18 protein-coding genes are annotated in these 17,339 nt (G+C 65.8%); 6 read left to right on the forward strand and 12 right to left on the reverse strand.

The window, feature by feature from the left end:
* Window positions 1-138: 138 nt before the first annotated feature.
* From ACGFK1_RS24355 to ACGFK1_RS24370, 4 genes are all read left to right on the forward strand, one after another.
* Window positions 139-1,356 carry an acetyl-CoA acetyltransferase gene (locus ACGFK1_RS24355; RefSeq protein WP_393435395.1) on the forward strand — a complete coding sequence of 406 codons (1,218 nt, stop codon included), beginning with the start codon at window positions 139-141 and terminating at the stop codon, window positions 1,354-1,356.
* Entirely contained in the window at window positions 1,353-2,867 is a 1,515-nt protein-coding gene (locus tag ACGFK1_RS24360; protein WP_393435398.1) for a carotenoid oxygenase family protein, read from the forward strand. The genes ACGFK1_RS24355 and ACGFK1_RS24360 overlap by 4 nt, the downstream gene beginning before the upstream one ends.
* 29 nt (window positions 2,868-2,896) lie before the next feature.
* Window positions 2,897-3,748, forward strand: a complete 852-nt coding sequence (locus ACGFK1_RS24365) for a winged helix-turn-helix transcriptional regulator (RefSeq protein ID WP_393435786.1) — start codon at window positions 2,897-2,899, stop codon at window positions 3,746-3,748.
* Window positions 3,749-3,850: 102 nt separating this feature from the next.
* Entirely contained in the window at window positions 3,851-4,300 is a 450-nt protein-coding gene (locus ACGFK1_RS24370) for an Hsp20/alpha crystallin family protein (RefSeq protein WP_393435400.1), read from the forward strand.
* A gap of 82 nt (window positions 4,301-4,382) precedes the next feature.
* Here ACGFK1_RS24370 and ACGFK1_RS24375 read toward each other — a convergent pair whose 3' ends face one another.
* From ACGFK1_RS24375 to ACGFK1_RS24385, 3 genes are read right to left on the reverse strand one after another with little or no spacing between them, the layout of a single operon-like run.
* Window positions 4,383-4,979, reverse strand: coding sequence for a GNAT family N-acetyltransferase (locus ACGFK1_RS24375; protein WP_393435789.1), 597 nt, complete (start codon window positions 4,977-4,979; stop codon window positions 4,383-4,385).
* On the reverse strand, window positions 4,976-5,401 hold the full coding sequence (locus tag ACGFK1_RS24380) for a hypothetical protein (protein ID WP_393435403.1): 426 nt from the start codon (window positions 5,399-5,401) through the stop codon (window positions 4,976-4,978). The genes ACGFK1_RS24375 and ACGFK1_RS24380 overlap by 4 nt, the downstream gene beginning before the upstream one ends.
* 9 nt (window positions 5,402-5,410) lie before the next feature.
* Window positions 5,411-6,211, reverse strand: coding sequence for an alpha/beta hydrolase (locus tag ACGFK1_RS24385; RefSeq protein WP_393435406.1), 801 nt, complete (start codon window positions 6,209-6,211; stop codon window positions 5,411-5,413).
* A gap of 45 nt (window positions 6,212-6,256) precedes the next feature.
* Between ACGFK1_RS24385 and ACGFK1_RS24390 the strand changes: the two genes are divergently transcribed.
* The gene (locus ACGFK1_RS24390) at window positions 6,257-6,703 is read left to right on the forward strand and encodes a cupin domain-containing protein (protein WP_393435409.1); all 447 of its coding nucleotides are present in this window, start codon (window positions 6,257-6,259) and stop codon (window positions 6,701-6,703) included.
* On the opposite strand, the gene ACGFK1_RS24395 is transcribed toward ACGFK1_RS24390, so the two are convergent.
* Entirely contained in the window at window positions 6,693-7,415 is a 723-nt protein-coding gene (locus ACGFK1_RS24395; RefSeq protein ID WP_393435412.1) for a 3-keto-5-aminohexanoate cleavage protein, read from the reverse strand. The two genes, ACGFK1_RS24390 and ACGFK1_RS24395, sit on opposite strands and share 11 nt — an antisense overlap.
* A gap of 122 nt (window positions 7,416-7,537) precedes the next feature.
* On the opposite strand from ACGFK1_RS24395, the gene ACGFK1_RS24400 reads away from it, so the two are divergent.
* Window positions 7,538-8,173 carry an SDR family oxidoreductase gene (locus ACGFK1_RS24400; protein ID WP_393435415.1) on the forward strand — a complete coding sequence of 212 codons (636 nt, stop codon included), beginning with the start codon at window positions 7,538-7,540 and terminating at the stop codon, window positions 8,171-8,173.
* 1 nt (window position 8,174) lies between these two features.
* Here ACGFK1_RS24400 and ACGFK1_RS24405 read toward each other — a convergent pair whose 3' ends face one another.
* The 8 genes from ACGFK1_RS24405 to ACGFK1_RS24440 all read right to left on the reverse strand — a co-directional run bounded on the left by ACGFK1_RS24405 (window position 8,175) and on the right by ACGFK1_RS24440 (window position 17,339).
* On the reverse strand, window positions 8,175-8,945 hold the full coding sequence (locus ACGFK1_RS24405; protein WP_393435417.1) for a VOC family protein: 771 nt from the start codon (window positions 8,943-8,945) through the stop codon (window positions 8,175-8,177).
* A gap of 136 nt (window positions 8,946-9,081) precedes the next feature.
* A complete protein-coding gene (locus ACGFK1_RS24410) occupies window positions 9,082-9,978 on the reverse strand; it encodes an amidohydrolase family protein (RefSeq protein ID WP_393435420.1) in 897 nt (298 codons plus the stop codon).
* Window positions 9,979-9,996: 18 nt separating this feature from the next.
* The gene (locus tag ACGFK1_RS24415) at window positions 9,997-11,421 is read right to left on the reverse strand and encodes an aldehyde dehydrogenase family protein (RefSeq protein WP_393435423.1); all 1,425 of its coding nucleotides are present in this window, start codon (window positions 11,419-11,421) and stop codon (window positions 9,997-9,999) included.
* Window positions 11,422-11,435: 14 nt separating this feature from the next.
* Window positions 11,436-13,142 carry a thiamine pyrophosphate-binding protein gene (locus ACGFK1_RS24420; protein ID WP_393435425.1) on the reverse strand — a complete coding sequence of 569 codons (1,707 nt, stop codon included), beginning with the start codon at window positions 13,140-13,142 and terminating at the stop codon, window positions 11,436-11,438.
* Window positions 13,143-14,096 (reverse strand): acyl-CoA dehydrogenase family protein, encoded by a 954-nt coding sequence (locus ACGFK1_RS24425; RefSeq protein WP_393435428.1) that lies wholly within the window; start codon window positions 14,094-14,096, stop codon window positions 13,143-13,145. It lies immediately after the preceding gene.
* Entirely contained in the window at window positions 14,096-15,262 is a 1,167-nt protein-coding gene (locus ACGFK1_RS24430) for an acyl-CoA dehydrogenase family protein (RefSeq protein WP_393435430.1), read from the reverse strand. The genes ACGFK1_RS24425 and ACGFK1_RS24430 overlap by 1 nt, the downstream gene beginning before the upstream one ends.
* The gene (locus ACGFK1_RS24435) at window positions 15,259-16,176 is read right to left on the reverse strand and encodes an acyl-CoA dehydrogenase family protein (protein ID WP_393435433.1); all 918 of its coding nucleotides are present in this window, start codon (window positions 16,174-16,176) and stop codon (window positions 15,259-15,261) included. Before ACGFK1_RS24435 ends, ACGFK1_RS24430 begins: the two co-directional genes overlap by 4 nt.
* Complete coding sequence (locus ACGFK1_RS24440) at window positions 16,173-17,339, reverse strand: acyl-CoA dehydrogenase family protein (protein WP_393435436.1); 1,167 nt, start codon at window positions 17,337-17,339, stop codon at window positions 16,173-16,175. The genes ACGFK1_RS24435 and ACGFK1_RS24440 overlap by 4 nt, the downstream gene beginning before the upstream one ends.

The following is a 17,339-nucleotide window of genomic DNA, read 5'->3' on the forward strand; positions in this document are numbered from 1 at the left end:
AATGTCCCAGTACAGGCGAACGCAATGGTCGACCATGGTGTTCGCTGAGGTCTCGTCGGTTCAGACCGGAGCCGGCGGGGCCGCCTCCAGTTGTCGGATCGGCGTTAGTCACTCTCTTAGTTGTAGTACCGTCCCACCATGGGCGCTTCCAATGTCTGGATCCTCGGCGGTTACCAAAGCGACTTCGCCAGGAATTGGACGCGCGAAGGACGCGATTTCGCCGACCTGACGACTGAAGTCGTGAACGGGACACTGGCAGCGGCGGGAGTCGACGCCTGCAGCATCGAGGTGGTGCACGTCGCCAACGCGTTCGGCGAGATGTTCGCGCGTCAGGGCCACCTCGGCGCGATGCCGGCCAGTGTCAACGACGGCTTGTGGGACACCCCCTCATCCCGCCACGAAGCGGCGTGCGCGTCGGGCAGCGTCGCAACGCTCGCCGCGATCTCCGACCTGCGCTCCGGCGCCTACCGCACTGCCCTCGTCGTCGGCGTCGAACTCGAGAAGACCGTGCCCGGAGATACGGCATCGCAACACCTGGGCGCCGCCGCGTGGACCGGCCACGAGGGTGCCGACGCAAAGTTCATGTGGCCGTACATGTTCGGCCGAATCGCCGACGAATACGACCGCCGATACGGCCTCGACACCGTGCATCTGCGCGCCATCGCGCAGCTGAACTTCGGCAACGCGCGCGCCAATCCCAATGCGCAGACCCGTAATTGGACGGTGCCAGACCCGCTGGCCGCCGATGACGCCAATCCGCCGGTCGAGGGATTGCTGCGCCGGTTCGACTGCAGCCAGATGACCGATGGCGGCGCCGGCATCGTGCTGGTCACCGACGACTATCTCCGCGAGCATCCGAATGCCCGGCCGATCGGCCGTATCGACGGCTGGGGCCACCGCACGGTGGGGCTGGGCCTGGAGCAGAAACTCGACCGCGCCGCGGACGACCCTTACGTGCTTCCCCACGTGCGGGCGGCCGTGCATGACGCGTTCGACCGCGCCGAGGTCACGCTCGACGACATGGACGGTTTCGAGGTGCACGACTGCTTCACGCCAAGTGAGTATCTGGCCATCGACCACATCGGTCTCACGGGGCCCGGCGAATCGTGGAAAGCGATCGAGAACAACGAGATCGAACTGGGTGGGCGATTGCCGATCAATCCCAGCGGCGGGCTGATCGGGGGTGGTCATCCGGTCGGCGCGTCGGGGATACGGATGCTGGTCGACGCCGCCAAACAAGTGAGCGGCGGCGCCGGTGACTACCAAGTGGAGGGCGCAACAACGTTCGGCACGTTGAACTTCGGCGGCAGCACCGCGACAACGATCAGCTTCATCGTCAGCGGGGCCTCGCAGTGAACACCGAAATCGTCGGCAAGTTTCTGTCCACGCTGCCGGAGGACGACGACCACCCATACCGCACCGGGCCCTGGCGTCCGCAAACCACCGAATGGGACGCCGACGACCTGACCGTAGTCGAGGGCCAGCTTCCGACGGATCTCGACGGGGTCTATCTACGCAATACCGAGAACCCGCTGCACCCCGCACTGAAGGCGTACCACCCGTTCGACGGCGACGGCATGCTGCACGTCGTGGGTTTTCGCGATGGGAAGGCGTTCTACCGCAACCGGTTTGTCCGCACAGAGGGCTTTGCCGCGGAGAACGAGGCCGGCGGGCCGCTGTGGCCTGGCATCGCCGAGCCGGTGTCCCTGTCCAGACGGGATCGCGGCTGGGGAGCGCGTGGATTGATGAAGGATGCGTCGAGCACCGACGTCCTGGTGCATCGCGGCATCGCGCTGACGAGTTTTTATCAATGCGGTGATCTCTATCGCGTCGACCCGGACACGGGCGACACACTGGGCAAGGAGTCATGGAACGGCGCGTTCCCTTTCGACTGGGGCGTGTCGGCGCACCCTAAGGTCGACGACAAGACTGGCGAACTGCTGTTCTTCAACTACAGCAAGCAGGCGCCCTATATGCACTACGGCGTCGTCGACGAGAACAACGATCTCGTGCACTACCTCGACGTGCCGCTGCCAGGGCCTCGACTCCCCCACGACATGGCGTTCACCGAGAACTACGTCATCCTCAACGACTTTCCGTTGTTCTGGGATCCTGAATTACTCGACCGCAACGCACATGTGGCGCGATTTCATCGCGATATGCCGTCGCGGTTCGCGATCATCCCCCGCCGCGGCACCGATATCCAGTGGTTCGAGGCGGAGCCGACGTTCGTACTTCACTTCACCAATGCCTACGAAGACGGCGACGAAATCGTGCTCGACGGCTTCTTCCAGGGCGACCCCGAGCCGGCCGACAACGGTATGGGCAACAAGTGGGAAAGGGCGTTTCGCTTCCTCGCGCTGGACCGGATGCAGGCGCGGTTGCACCGCTGGCGCTTCAACCTGCTCACCGGACACGTTACCGAGGAACAGCTCTCGGACAGCATCACCGAGTTCGGCATGATCAATTCCGGATATGCCGGCGCCCCTTATCGGTACGCGTACGCCGCGACCGGCAAGCCGTCCTGGTTCCTGTTCGACGGCCTCGTCAAACACGATCTGCACACCGGCGCCGAACAGCGGTTCGCGTTCGACTCGGGGGTCTACGGCAGCGAGACCGCGATGGCGCCCCGCGTAGGCGGCAAGAGCGAAGACGACGGTTATCTTGTCACGCTCACCACCGATATGACCGCCGACGCCTCCTACTGCCTGGTGTTCGACGCGGCCAGGGTCAGCGACGGGCCTGTATGCAAATTGGCTCTGCCAGAGCGTATTTCCAGCGGAACCCACTCGACCTGGGCGCCGGGGTCCGAGTTGCGCCGCTGGCATCAGACCGACTTTCCGGCGGCGGCAATCGGACTCCAGTGACGCAGGAGGAGCCCAACGCCGTCGCCCACATGCTCGGACTGCTCGGCGACGAGTGGACACTGCTGGTGGTGCGGCAGTGTCTGCTGGGGGCGACGCGATTCGCAGAATTCAAGGCGCGGCTTCCGATCTCGAATTCGGTGCTGACCCGCCGACTGCAGTCCCTCACCCGCGACGGCCTGTTGGACCGTCGTCAGTACCAGACCAACCCGTCTCGGTTCGAGTACGTGGTGACGCCGCGTAGCCGGTCGCTGTGGCCGATGCTGGTGTCGATCTGGGAATGGGAGCGCCGGTGGGTGCCCCGGCACGCCGAGAGGCTGCCAAGGATGCGACACCGGGCGTGCGACGCAGACTTCAGTCCTCTGGTGGTCTGCCGCGCATGCGGTCAGGGTGTCAGCGACAAAGATGTTGTCGCGCAGTGGGGCCCGAGCGGTTCGTGGCCGCGGTCCATCCCCGTCGGGTCGACGCGGCGCCGCTCCGTCGATCACCGCGACGACGCGGGCCTGTTCCCGCAGACCATGAGCGTGCTGGGCAACCGCTGGGGTTTCGCACTGCTGGTCGCGGCGTTCGTCGGGATCAGTCGCTTCACGGACTTCCAAGGACAGCTCGCCGCCCCTCCTGGCTCGATCGCCGACCGGCTGTCGATTTTCACCGGAAACGGCGTGCTCGACTGTTCCGGCAACCGGTACGGGCTCACCGAAAAGGGCCGCGCCATGTTTGCTGTGCTGGTGCTTGCGCTGCAATGGGCACAACGGTGGTTCACGTCGAAGGAAGGTCCGGCGGTCGTCATGACCCACACCGGGTGCGGCGGCCGGTTCTCCGCTGTGTTGGTCTGCGACCAGTGCGCAGAACCCCTGACGGGAGCCCAGGTCGCAGCCATTTAGGGGCTAGCACTCTCATAGAGAGAGTGCTAGCCTTGGGTTGCACAGTGATTTGGCTGCCCGCCAGGGTGGCGGGCCTTGAGGCGACTTAGGAGGTGGATTGCTGTGCTGCGCTTTGATCCGTTCAGTGACCTTGATGCCTTGACCCGGGGCTTGCTGACGAGCCAATCCGGATCAAATCGTTCCCCTCGGTTCATGCCGATGGATCTCTGCAAGATCGACGATCATTACCTGCTGACGGCCGACCTGCCCGGCGTGGATCCCGGTTCGGTCGACGTCAGTGTCGACAACGGCACGCTGACCATCGCCGCACATCGCACCGCCCGCTCCGAGGACTCCGTGCAGTGGCTGGCCAACGAGAGGTTCTTCGGCTCCTACCGCAGGCAGCTGTCTCTCGGTGAAGGCATTGACGCGTCGGCGATTTCGGCGACCTACGAGAACGGCGTGCTGACCGTCACCATCCCGCTGGCCGAACGCGCCAAGCCGCGCAAGATCGACGTCTCCCACAGTGGTGCACAGAGGTCGATCGAAACAACCACCGTCGAGTCCGAATAAACCGGCGCCGCTTCGAGACTGCGGCCAGATCGCTGATCAGCCTGCAAACGCGATCTGGCCGCAGTCTCGGCGGCTCAAGCCGTCACGTGTGGCGGTCCAACCGGTAACGCAAATTGTTGCGCACCGCGGGCCACTCGATGTCGAGTATCGAATACACCACGGTGTCGCGCCGCGACCCGTCGGCCAGTACCTGATGGCTGCGCAACACGCCGTCGAGCTTGGCGCCCAACCGCTCGATGGCCGCACGGCTGGTCGAGTTGAAGAAGTGCGTGCGGAATTCCACTGCGATGCAATTCAACTCGTCGAATGCGTGGCCCAGCATCAGTAACTTGGTTTCGGAGTTCACCCCGCTTCGCCGCGCCGACGCCACGTACCACGTGTTGCCGATCTCCAGCCTGCGGTTCGATGAGTCGACGTTCAGATAGCTCGACGACCCGAGGAGCGCACCGTCGAGGCCACGCACCACCAACGTCAGCCCCTGGTCCGGCTTCTGCGCCGCCAACCGCATGTCGACCCACTGCTCGGCGACGCCCGCCCTCGGCGCGTGGGTGAACCACAGCCGACCCAACTCGTTGTCGGCGGCGGCCGCAGCGATCTCCGGAAGGTGTTCGCGGGTAAGCGGTTCCAGCGTCACCCAGCGCTGTCCGGTCAACGAGACGGGTTCGACGAACCCGGTCATGACGCCGCCGACCACGAGGCGAACATCGCCCACACCGACAACACCATCGCGCACACCGCTGCGGCCCCGCCGAGGTAAAGCCCGTACCCCGCCGACACCGGCGCGTACACGTACAGCCGGTAGTACCACGCGGTCAGCACGACAAGCAGCACGGAGATGGTCAGCGCCGCGGACGATGCCAGCCTGCCGAACAAACCACGTGCGGCCATCGCACCCGCGACGATCAACGTCGATGCCAGCAGCACAATGAGCTGACCGACCCCGAACCCCGCCGGAGGCACCGGCATGCTGCCGACGATCCCGCCGATCGCATTCGCCCGCCCACCGCCGTCGGCCCTGTTGGTCAACCACGGCAGCCAGACACTGACGGCCAGCACCGCTGCACACAACACCACCAGCCAACCGGGGCGCAGGCGTGCCATTCGCTCAGACTATCGGCTGCGGGCCGCCGCCCACGTCAACGCGTAGTCGGCCACGTCGCTCCAACCGTCAAGCACCGCGGTCAAATGCGGCCGATCCTCGAACAGCTTGAAATCGGTCACGGCGGGTGAGCGCCGGTAGCGGTTGAAGTTCTCGTAAACAACGGAGGCGGGCACGATGTGATCGCGGCCGCCCGCGATCAGCAACAGCGGCGCCCGGCCCTTGCGGAAGTCGACCACCGTCGCGGCCTTCGACTTGCGACTGAAGTTGGCCGATGCCGCCTGGAACAACGGCCGGCCCGGCGCGGGGATCGCGAACTCGGCGCGCCAGGCATCGGATTCGTCGCGCGAGACGGTGTTGGCGAACGCGTAGTGGAACTGGGCGGGCGTCAGCGGCACTGCGCGGCGGATGTTTGCAGGACTCCGGAACACCGGGAACGTCGATCGCAGCACCGACAGCGGCAGGCGGTAGACGCCGCGGGGGGCGGCGGGGTGGATCGCGACGCCTGCCCCGCCCAACCCCTTGCACAGCAGCATCTGGGTGATCAGTCCGCCGACCGAGTGACCAACCAGGATAGGCGGTTCGGGCAGCCCGGCCACGACCGTGGCGTAGTGATCGACCACCCGCTCGATGGAGATGTCGGCGGGCGCCTTGGCGTGGTCGAGTTGCTCGCCGTACTCGGACACCCCCGGCCATGCGGGTGCATGTACCGTGTATCCCGCTGCGGTGTAGCGCTCGAACCATCCGCGCCAACTATGCGGCGACATCCACAACCCGTGGATCAGGACGATAGGTGCCGTGTCGGTTGCCATCGTCTCTATTGTGGAGTGCCAGCACCTGATTAATGGGGGAAATGCATGAGCGACCTTCCGGAGTGGGCTCGCCGGCTTGACCTGTCGCCGCACCCCGAGGGCGGCTGGTTCAAGGAAACATGGCGCAGCGGGCTGATGATGCCTCAGTCCGCGTTGCCGCCCGACTACACCGGCCCGCGCAGTGCGGGCACTGCAATCCTGTTCCTACTCATGCCAGGTCAGCAGTCAGCGTGGCACACCGTGCGCAGCGCCGAGCTGTGGCTATATCACCTGGGCGGTCCGCTGGTCCTGCAGATCGGAGCCGAACAAGACACCGCCACAACACATTTGCTCGGCTCCGACATCATCGCCGGTGAACAGCCGCAGATCATCGTTCCGCCGGGACACTGGCAACGGGCCCGTCCGCAAGGCGACCAGCCGTGCCTGGTCAGCTGCGTGGTGATACCGGGGTTCGACTTCGCCGACTTCGCGATGGCCGCGCCTACCGACTGAGCAACTGCACCGCCGCAGACACCAGCGCGGCGTTACCCGGCGCGATCGAACCGTCCGGCAGCCGCAACGTGTCCTCCATCCCGATTCGGGTCTGCACCCCACATCTGCCCGCGTGTTCCAGTAGCCGCCAACAACTTTCGTCCATGCCATGGAGCAGGACGGGCGCTGGCGATCCCGCGGCCGCCACCTGGCTGAGCAACTCGTCAGCGGTGCTGAGATCGCCGTCGCCCTGCAACTCGACCATCACCCGCATGCAGTGCTTAGCGATCTCCGAAGCCGCCCATGATTCGGCTGCGTCAGCGTCGAAGATGCCGACCTCGACACCCAGACCCTTGCTCAGCAGCAGTCGGGCGAGATCCTCAGAGCCAGGTTCGTGCCAGTTCACCGATGCGAAGTCGGGTAGCACAGTCCAGCCGTCGACGGCGCGCAGTCGTGCCTCTGCGTCGGGCAGCGCCCAGTATCCCGTCGTCACCGCCAGCGGCAAACCCGGCGCCGCATGCCGGACCGCGGCCACCGCGGCGTCCACGTGCTCGGGGTGCAGTGAATCGACACCGTCGGCGTTCTTGGGATGCATGTGCACCGCCTTGGCGCCAGCCCCGTGCGCAGCGAGCGCCTCGGTGGCCAATTGCTCGGGCGTGACAGGCAGGTTGGGGTGCGCATCCGGCGTGCGGGCGCCGTTGACACAAGCTTTGACGTAGGTCTTGGTGGGCATCTCACCATCTTCGTCCAGGCTGCGGACACCCGATGATTGCCTTATTGTGACCTTATCTTCGCCTTATTTTTCTTAAGAACTGGTGTACGGTGAGGACTCCGGAGCGACAGAAGGAAGCCGAAATGCATCACGCACCTGCACGGATAGTCCTGGTCACTGGCGGGTCCAGGGGCATCGGCGCCGATGCCGCGCTGCAACTCGCGAGCGCCGACACCCACGTGATCGTGAATTATCTTCAGAACGCCGCGGACGCCGAGACCACGGCGCTTGCCATCCGGTTCGCGGGCGGGTCCGCGTCGACGTGGCGCGCCGATCTCTCGGACGAAGGTGAGTGCACGGCGATGATCGACGCCGTCAAGGCCGACTTCGGGCGGTTGGACGCGCTGATCCTCAACGCGTCGGTCGGCGCCGAACCGGGCGCGAACCCCGGTTACGCGCAACGCCGTAACCGGGACGCCCAACGTCGCCTCGCCCTGATGGCGCTGCCGCTGATGCCCGCGGGCGGCCGCATCGTGTTCGTCACCAGTCATCAGGCGCACTTCTATCCCTACAAGGCGGTGCCCAAGGGATACACGGCCGTCGCCGCGAGCAAGCGGGCCGGCGAGGCCACCCTGAACGCGATGCGCCCCGACTTCCGGCGCGCCGGTGTGCAGTTGACCGTCGTCGCCGGTGACATGATCGACGACGATTTCGCAGGCGCGATCGTCAACGCGGCCAACACCGCGAATCCCTCGGGAATCGTCTACGTGGCGGCTTGACTCATTGCAGCGATGACAAATTGAATCCGGCTCCGGTGGGATCGCAGACCGCCGCCAGCCGGCCGTAGGGCGTGTCCTCGGCGTCGCGGATCATGCTGCCGCCGTTGTCTTTGACCAGTTGTACGGTTTTGTCGACGTCGTCGGTGCCGAGGAAGAAGAACCAGTTCGACGGTGCGCCTTCGGGCAGATCGCGGGTGCCATCCATCACACCGAGCAGGGCTTGACCGTCGAAATTGGCTGTGCTGTAGCGGAATTCGTCGGTGTCGGAAACGGTCTCGGCCTGCCAGCCGAACACCTCGCGATAGAAGTCCAGCGCCTTGCCGTAGTCGCGGGTGGTCAGCTGGTGGTAGACGGGCGCGCCTGCCTCGTTCACGACGGTGAAGCCGGGGTGTCCGGTCGGCTGCCACAGCCCGAAGAATGCGCCGGTGGGATCGGTCAACATCGCCATGTGGCCCTTGGCGGGGATCTCCATCAGTTCGACGCACGTCGTGGCGCCCGCGGCGGTGGCCGCACGCACCGTCGCGCCGATGTCCGAGGTATGCAGATAGCTGGTCCACCCGTCCGGACTGTTGTACTGCGGGTCGTTGTACATCAGGCCGGCCACCGGCCTGCCGTCCTTGGCGGCGTTGACATAGCCGCCGTATTCGGGGCCGGCCGACTCGAACGTCCAGCCGAACACGGTGCCATAGAAATCCTGGGCGCGCTCGAGGTCTGACGTCGCGAGGTCGATCCAGCATGGGGCGCCGAGCGGCGCGCCGTCACGGATGGGCACGATGGTCTCCTTCACGTAGGGGGTCGGTCACCGATGCAGACCACCCACCCGTCAGAAACTCATCGCCGTTCTATGCCGAGCAGACGCAAAACTGCCCAAAATCGCGCGAAATAGGGCAGTTATGCGTCTGCTCGCGCTACCGATGGATCCCCAGCACCCGCAGCGCGTTGCCCTTGAACAGCAGCGGTATCACCGCGGGGTCCATGTTCAGCGTCTCGAAGTCGCGCCGCCAGCGGTCCAGCGTGATGTACGGGTAGTCCGTGCCGAACAGCACCTTGGTCCGCAATTGACGGTTGGCGGCGTGCACCAACTGCGGCGGGAAGTACCTCGGCGACCAGCCGCTCAGGTCGATGTAGACGTTGGTCTTGTGCGACGCGATGGCGATCTGCGAGTCCACCCACGGCACGGCCGGATGCGCCATCACGATGGTCAGCTCGGGGAAGTCGGCGGCCACGTCGTCGAGCAGCATCGGGTCGGAGTAGCGCAGCTTGATCCGATGGCCCCCAGGCAGCCCGGAGCCGAGGCCCGTCTGACCGGTGTGGAACAACGCGGGCACACCGGCCTCGGTGATCGCCTCGTAGATCGGGTAGAAGCGACGGTCGTTCGGCTCGAACGCCTGAATGCTGGGATGAAACTTGAAGCCCTTGACGCCGTAGTCGCGGACCAGTTCGTGCACGCGGTGCACCGCGCGCCGCTCATGCCAGGGGTCGACGCTGCCGAACGGGATCAGCACATCGTTGTTGCGGATCGCGCCTGCCACGAGGTCCTCGATCGAATTCGGCACATGCCGCGCACCCGTGCGTGCATCGATCGTGAACACCACCGCGGCGGTATTGTGCCTGCGGTACTCGTCGGCCAACGCGTCCACGCTTGCCAGTGCGCCCGGCCCCCGCTTGAAGTACTTCCCGACGGCGTCGACCAGTTCGTCGTCGTAGGCCTTGTGGCCGTGGCCGTCGACCTCCACGTGGGTGTGGATGTCGATGGCCGCGACATGCTCGAAATCGATACCGTATTCGTACTTTTCGCTGGGCATGGCCGCAGTGTATTGCGGCTACTCCGGCGCGTAGCCAAGGGCCGCCTTGGTCTCCAGATACTCGTCGAAGGCGAACTGACCCCATTCACGCCCGTTGCCACTGCGCTTGTAGCCGCCGAACGGCGCGTTCATGTCGAAGCCGTGGTTGATCGCGACGGAGCCGGCGCGAATCCGACGGGCGACCGCGCGGGCCTGGTCGAGGTCGGCGCCCGAAACATAACCGGCCAGACCGTATTCGGTGTCGTTGGCGATGTCCAGCGCCTGGTCGAGGTCGTCGTAGCCGATGATGCACAGCACCGGCCCGAAGATCTCCTCGCGCGCGATCGTCATATCGTTCTTGACGTCCGCGAACACCGTCGGCTTGACGTAGTAGCCGGTGTCCAGTCCCTCCGGCCTGCCAAGGCCGCCGACGACGACCGTCGCGCCCTCGTCTATGCCCTTCTGGATCAGCCCTTGGATCTTGTCGAATTGCGCCTTCGACGCCACCGGCCCGATCGCGGTCTTGTCGCCGGGGTCGCCGACTTTCACCTGTTCGGCGACGGCCTTCGCGATCGAAACAGCTTCGTCCTTGCGCGAGTTCGGCACCAGCATGCGCGACGGCGCGTTGCAGCTCTGCCCGCTGTTCATCATCATCACCGACACGCCTGCGGTCACACTCTTCGCGAACTCGTCGTCGTCGAGCACGATGTTCGGGCTCTTGCCGCCGAGTTCCTGGCTGACCCGCTTCACCGTCGGAGCCGCATTGCGGGCGACCTCGACACCGGCGCGGGTGGATCCGGTGAACGACACCATGTCGACATCGGGATGGCTGGACAACGCGGCACCGACACCGGGCCCGTCGCCGTAGACCAGGTTGTACACGCCTGCGGGAACGCCTGCCGCATCGATGATTTCGGTGAAGATCTGCGCGGAGTACGGCGCCACCTCCGACGGCTTGAGCACCATCGTGCAGCCGGTGGCCAGCGCCGGGTACACCTTCACCGCGATCTGGTTGATCGGCCAGTTCCACGGCGTGATCAGCCCGCACACCCCGATGGGCTCCTTGACCACCAGTGTGCTGCCGTGCTGCTCTTCGAATTCGTAGTTCTTCAGCACGTCGATGGCCGTCGCCAGATGCCCGAGGCCGAGGTTGACCTGCGGGCCTGCCGCCAGCGAGCGCGGCGCCCCCATCTCCTCGGTCACCGCGTCGGCGAGGTCGGCCGCCCGTTTCTGGTATTCCACCAGCATCGCCTGCAGCACATCGAGGCGTTCCTCGCGGGTGGTTTGTGACCAGGTGGCGAACGCCGTGCGCGCCGCCTTGACCGCCCTGTCGACGTCGGCGGCCGCGCCGAGTGCGATCCTGCCGGACATCTGCTCGGTCGTCGGGTTGTCGACGTCGAGCGTCTTCGACTCGACCGGATCAACCCACTTGCCGTCGATGTAGAACTTCAGATATTCGCGCATAACGCCACCTTTCCTCATTGCGTGCCCTCGGCGTACCAAGTTCTGAATTCGTCGTACTTCGGCATCTCCTCCGAGTTGGCCTTCGGGTCGATGCAGACGTGCACCACGGCGGTCTTACCGCTGGCGTACGCCCGCTCGATGGCCGCGCCGATCTCGTCTTCCTTCTCCACGTATTCGCCGTGGCAGCCGAAGCCCTCGGCGATCTTGTCGAACCGCACGTCCTTGCTCCAGTGCACGCCTGGCTGCGGCGACGGCTGTTCGAACGTGCGCTTGTAGACCCCGACCTCCAGGCCCCACTGGTGGTCGACGCCGACCACACAGACCAGCGGCAGGTTGTGCCGCGCTGCGGTCTCGAGTTCGGCGATGTGGAACAGGAAGGCCGAGTCGCTGGTCAGCAACATGACCGGGCGCTTACCGCCGTCGGCGACCGACGCCCCGACCGCGTAGGGCAGGCCGGTGCCCAGGTGGCCGAAGTTCTGGTTCCAGATCACGTCGCGCGGCTTGGCCTGTGAATAGGTCCACTGGAAAATGACGGTGGCCCCGCCGTCGCGAACGAGAATGCCGTCCTTCGGGAAAGCGCGAGTGGCCTCGACGACGTAGCGCGCCGGGTGTATCGGCGTCCTGCCCGTCGGTGCGTTCTCCGCGAGCTGAGCGAGTTCGTCGGCGTCCTTCTCGATCAATACGTCCAGGTTCGGCGACGGCTGGCGAGGAGTGTCCTTCAATGCCTCGACCAACTGCGGGACGACACCGCGCAGATCGCCGACCAGCGGCACGTCGATCGGCCGGTTGACGCCGATGGCGAACGGGTCCTGTTCGACAAGAATCCACTTGCGAATGTCGTTGCGCTGCGCCCAGTGTCGGGTCTTGCCGTAGTGCACCGGCTCGCCGAGTTCGGTGCCGAGCGCGACGCACAGGTCCGAGTTGACCACCGCTTCAACGGCCGACGGCGAGAAGCCGTAGGCGAACGTCCGGTCTTCCAGGCCCGGGATGAACGACGTGCCACCGGACGTCTGAATGACGGGGCAGGCCATCAGGTCGGCGAGTTCCTTGACCGCGGCCTGGCTGCGCGATGTGTGAACGGCGTGGCCCACCAACAGGATCGGACTCTGTGCCTCACGAATCAGCTTCGCCGCCTCGGCCACCTCAGCCGCACCTGCGCCCTGATTGACCAGCCGATACCGATGCGGCGGCAGCGGATCCGGCACATCCAATTCGGTGAGCAAAACGTGCGCCGGATATTCGATGTACGCCGGACCTGGGGTGCCTGACATTGCCCGTCGGATCGCCTCGTGGACGATTTCGTCGGTCTGGTCGGCATATTCGATCGACGCGCTGTACTTCACCGACGGCGCGAAAAGGGGTTCCTGGCGTACGAATTGGATGCGGCCGCGACGGACCCGGCGCTCGGTGATGCGGGCTCGCTGGCCGCCGAGGAAGATGACGGGCGAGTTCTCCACCTTCGCGCACTGGATCGCACCCGCGATGTTGGCCATGCCCGGGCCGAGGGTGCCGATGCACAGCCCAGGTCCGCCGGTCATCCGTGAGACGGCCTCGGCCATGAAGCCTGCGCTCAGTTCGTGGTGCGGCGCGACGACCGACCAACCGCGTGCATCCGCCTCGGCGAACATGTGCACGAAATTCGGGTCGGGTATGCCGAACAGGGTGTTGACCCCCTCGGCCTCGAACAGGTCGAGGATGCGTTTGTAGACAGGTACCGCCATTTATCGAGACTCCTTCTGCAGATAACGTTTGGCTAGTTGCGCGCGGTGCTCCCCCGGCGAACCGAACAGCGAACGATTCAGCGCGGCGCGTTTGAGATAGACGTGGATGCCGCTTTCCCACGTGTAGCCGATGCCGCCGTGCAACTGCATGGCCTTGCCGACGACGTCGACGGCGACGCCGCAGACGTAGGACTTCGCCATCGCGGCGGCCACCCCGGCGTCGGCCCGATCGTCGACGATCGCCTGCACTGCCGCGTCGACGAGTTGGCGAGCGACGGCGATGCTGACCGCCATGTCGGCGCAGGCGTGCTTGACGGCCTGGAACGAGCCGATCGGGCGGCCGAATTGGTGACGCATCTTCGCATAGCCGACGGTCGCGGAAAGCATTGCCTCGCAGAGTCCCAGGCTGTCGCAGGCGACTGCGACGGCCGCGCGGTCGCGCAACCGCTCGGCGTTTTCGGTGAACCTGAGTCGCTGCGAGATCTCCAGATCATCGACACGGGCCAGGCGCCGCGTCTCGTCGAGGACAGGCTGTGGTGTGACGGTGGCGGTGGCCACGGCGACATCGTCGGCCGTGATCAGCAGGATGTAGTCGGCTCCTTCGGCGTCGGGCACGAACTCGGATTCCACGGCAACCGCCAACCTGGCAGCGCCGGACGCCACATCGGCAAGCAGCCGGTCACGGGTATCGCTGGGCTGCAGCATGTTCAGCGCGCCGACCGCCAACACGGCACTGCCGAGGTAGCTGTTCGCGCTGGCGGCGCGGCCCATCTCCTGGCAGACGACCGCGACTTCGGCAAACGTGGCGCCCGCCCCGCCGAACTCCTCGGACACCTCGAGTCCGACCCACCCAGCGTCGAGCAGCGACGCCCAGTCGACCGACCGATCCTTGGCAAGCAGATCTGCGGCCACCGCCCGTAATTCGCCGTGAAACTCCGAGAACTCGGCTGCCATCACACCGCGCTCGGTTCCCTGGGTAGCCCCAGCCCGCGCTCGCCGATGATGGTCCGCTGGATCTCGCTCGAGCCGCCGGGGATCGTCCACTCCCACGAGCCGATGAAGTCGAGCATCCACGCGCCGGATTCCCACCCGCTGGACATCGGCTTCACCAGCCGAGTGTGAGCAGGCAGGCCGCCGATTTCGGCACCGAAGTCGGTGAGCCGTTGCAGAAGCTCGCTGTAGAACAGCTTGACGATCGACGCGTCGGCCGGATTGGCGGTACCAGATTCACTGTCCTGCACTACTTTTCGGCACAGCCCGCGCAGCCCCGCGATCTCGGTTTCGAACTGTGCCAGCCGGTCGGCCACGACCGGATCGTCCACCGGCGCCGCTTGCACCAACCAGCGGAAGCCGGCATTACCGAGGCGCTCGGCCAATTCGAGCATGGTCAATCCGCGTTCGGCGCCCAGTGTCGCCTGCGCGACCTGCCATCCGGCGTTTTCCGCGCCGACGAGGTTGGCGGCCGGTATCTCCACGTCGTTGAGGAAGATCTCGCAGAAGTGCGAGTCGCCGATGGCGTTGCGGATCGGGCGGACCTCGACACCCGGCGTGGTCATGTCGAGCAGGAAATACGAAATGCCTTTCCGTTTCGGTGCGTCGGGGTCGGTGCGGGCCAGCAGCAGGCACCAGTCCGCGTGCTTGCCGCCACTGGCCCACAGCTTCTGGCCGTTGACGACGTAGGAGTCACCGACGCGGCGGGCCGACGTGCGCAGGCTGGCCAGGTCGGAACCGGCTTCCGGTTCAGAGAACCCCTGCACCCAGATCTCGCCGTCGAGGATCGCAGGCAAGTGTCGTCGACGCTGCTCGTCAGTGCCAGCAGCCAGCAGCGTCACGGCGGCGTGGTGGATGCCGACGAACGCCAGCACCAGGCGCGGCGCGTCATGGGCGGCCAGTTCCTGATACAGCACGATCTGCTCGGAAACCGAACGCCCGCCGCCCCATTCGCGTGGCCAATGCGGCACCGCGTAACCGGCGCCGTGCAGTTCGGCGAACCAGGACTTCTGGAATTGGACGAACTCGTCGTCGCCGACGCCGGTCTGCGTCTGGCGCCAGTCCGGTGGGACGTGCTGTTCGCACCAGGTTCGGACGGTCGCGCGGAATTCGTCGAGATCGGCGGTCACGTGAACAGACCTGTCAGCCCGGTTCGCCCGACGCGGCGAGTCAGTTCGTCTCGGGTCGCCGACAGGCCCAGCGGCAGCCTGCGCAGTGGTTGGCTGTAGCGGGACAGCCACGACAGTGTCGTCTCATCGCAGAATCCGACGGCGCCGTGCAGTTGGTGACACACACGGAAGACCACCTCGGCGGCCTCGAGCGCCGACATCCGCAACGCGAGTGCGTCATCGATCGCCTGGGTCTGACCGGTGCCGATGCTCCACAGCGCGTACTTGGCCAACATCTCCATCCCGCTGCGTTCCACCTCGGCGTCGGTCAGTTGGAACTGCACACCCTGGAACGCAGACAGCGGCTGGCCGAACTGCTTGCGCAGGCTGACGTGCGATATGGTCAGCTCGAGGGCGCGGTCGAGCATGCCGAGCAATGTCCAGCACGGCAGCACCAGGCCCAGCGCGACATCGCCGGCGCCGTCGGTGTCGATGGCCGAAAGGTCCAGTTCTGCCACGAACCCCGCACCTGCAGGGCCCTGACCGACCACGCGGCTGCGCGAGCCGGCCGAAGAGACTGCGGCCCAATCCAGTTCCAGCCCGGCCACCACACCGGATGGGCGGTTGTCCGCCACCACGAGCAGCGCGTCGACGTCGAGGTCGACGGGTTTGGCCAACCGCTCGGCCACCGGGTACGGCAGTGCCCAGTATCCCGCGCTGCGGCACAACGATGCGGCCGCCTCGAGTCCGTCGGCGTCGGCGCGCGGGTCCAGGTCCCATGCGCCGAGTTCGTTGAGCACCGGCCCCACGAGCGACTCACGCACATCCGGTTTGGCTTCGGCCTGCTGCACCAGCTGATCGCCGCCCGCGGCTTCGAAGGCCCGAAGCGCTTCGCGGCCATATTGTTTGGCGTCGTCGGCGAGGTCGAGAATCATTTCCTGCCCGCCAACAATGTTCGCGACAGAAGGATGCGCTGCATCTCGATGCTGCCGGACGACACGGTCGAGGCCTGCGAGTAGCGCCAGTGGTCCTCGACTTCACCGAGGAACCATTTCGCGCGCGGATCGTCGTGCGACACCTCTGCTGCAATGTCCATCAGCACTTCGGCGCTGTCCTGGTCGAGCTTGGTCACCGCGATCCGATAGGCCGCCGCATCACCTGGCTGGATGCGCCCACTGCTCTGCAGATCGACGACGCGGTATGCCATCAAGCGGGCACGGCGGCAGTGCGTGAGCATCCGCACCCACCTTGCGCGCAGTTCGGCGGGCAGATCGTCCCAGCGATCGCCGAGAACTTCTGGCGCGGCGGCCAGTAACCGTTCACACCGTGCGTAGCGCGCGATTCCGACGCGTTCGTACGACATCACGTCCTGCACGATCGACCAGCCCTGGTCGACGGCGCCGAGCACATCGGCCTCGGTGACGCGCAGGTCGTCGAAGAACACCTCGTTGAGGTGATGCGGCCCCATCATGCACCGGATCGGCCGCACCGCAATCGCCGGATCATCCATCGGGACAAGGAAGATTGTCAGGCCCTGTTGTTTTTTCTGGGTTGCGCCCTCTCCGACTTTCGAGGTGCGGACCAGCAGGAAGCACCACTGCGCCATGGTCGCGTAGGACGTCCATATCTTCTGGCCGCTGACCAGCCACCCGTCACCGTCGCGCCGAGCGGTCGTGCGCAGCGAGGCCAGGTCCGAGCCGGCCTCCGGTTCGGAAAACCCTTGGCACCAGATCACTTCGCCGCGCGCGATCGGCGGCAGGTGTTTGCGCTGCTGCTCCTCGGTGCCGTGGCGCATGATGATCGGACCGACCCAGTTGACCCCCATGTACTGCGCGCCGCGGGGTTCGTGGTGCGCCCACATCTCCTCGCGCACCACCGTCTGCTCCCACACCGACGCACCGCCGCCGCCGAACTTCTCCGGCCACGCCAGGCACAGCAGATTACGGTCGGCGAGGGTGCGGCAGAACTGCTGAGCCGTCTCGAGGTCGGCCGGGTTGTCGGTGAACGCGCCTAGATAGTGCTCGGGCACATGGGCTTTCACCAGATCGCGAAGGTCACGGCGCAGTTCGTCGGCCCGCTGGCCCATCTCGAAGTCCAC

This window comes from Mycobacterium sp. NPDC048908 (genome assembly GCF_043197955.1).
Classification (GTDB): Bacteria; Actinomycetota; Actinomycetes; order Mycobacteriales; family Mycobacteriaceae; genus Mycobacterium.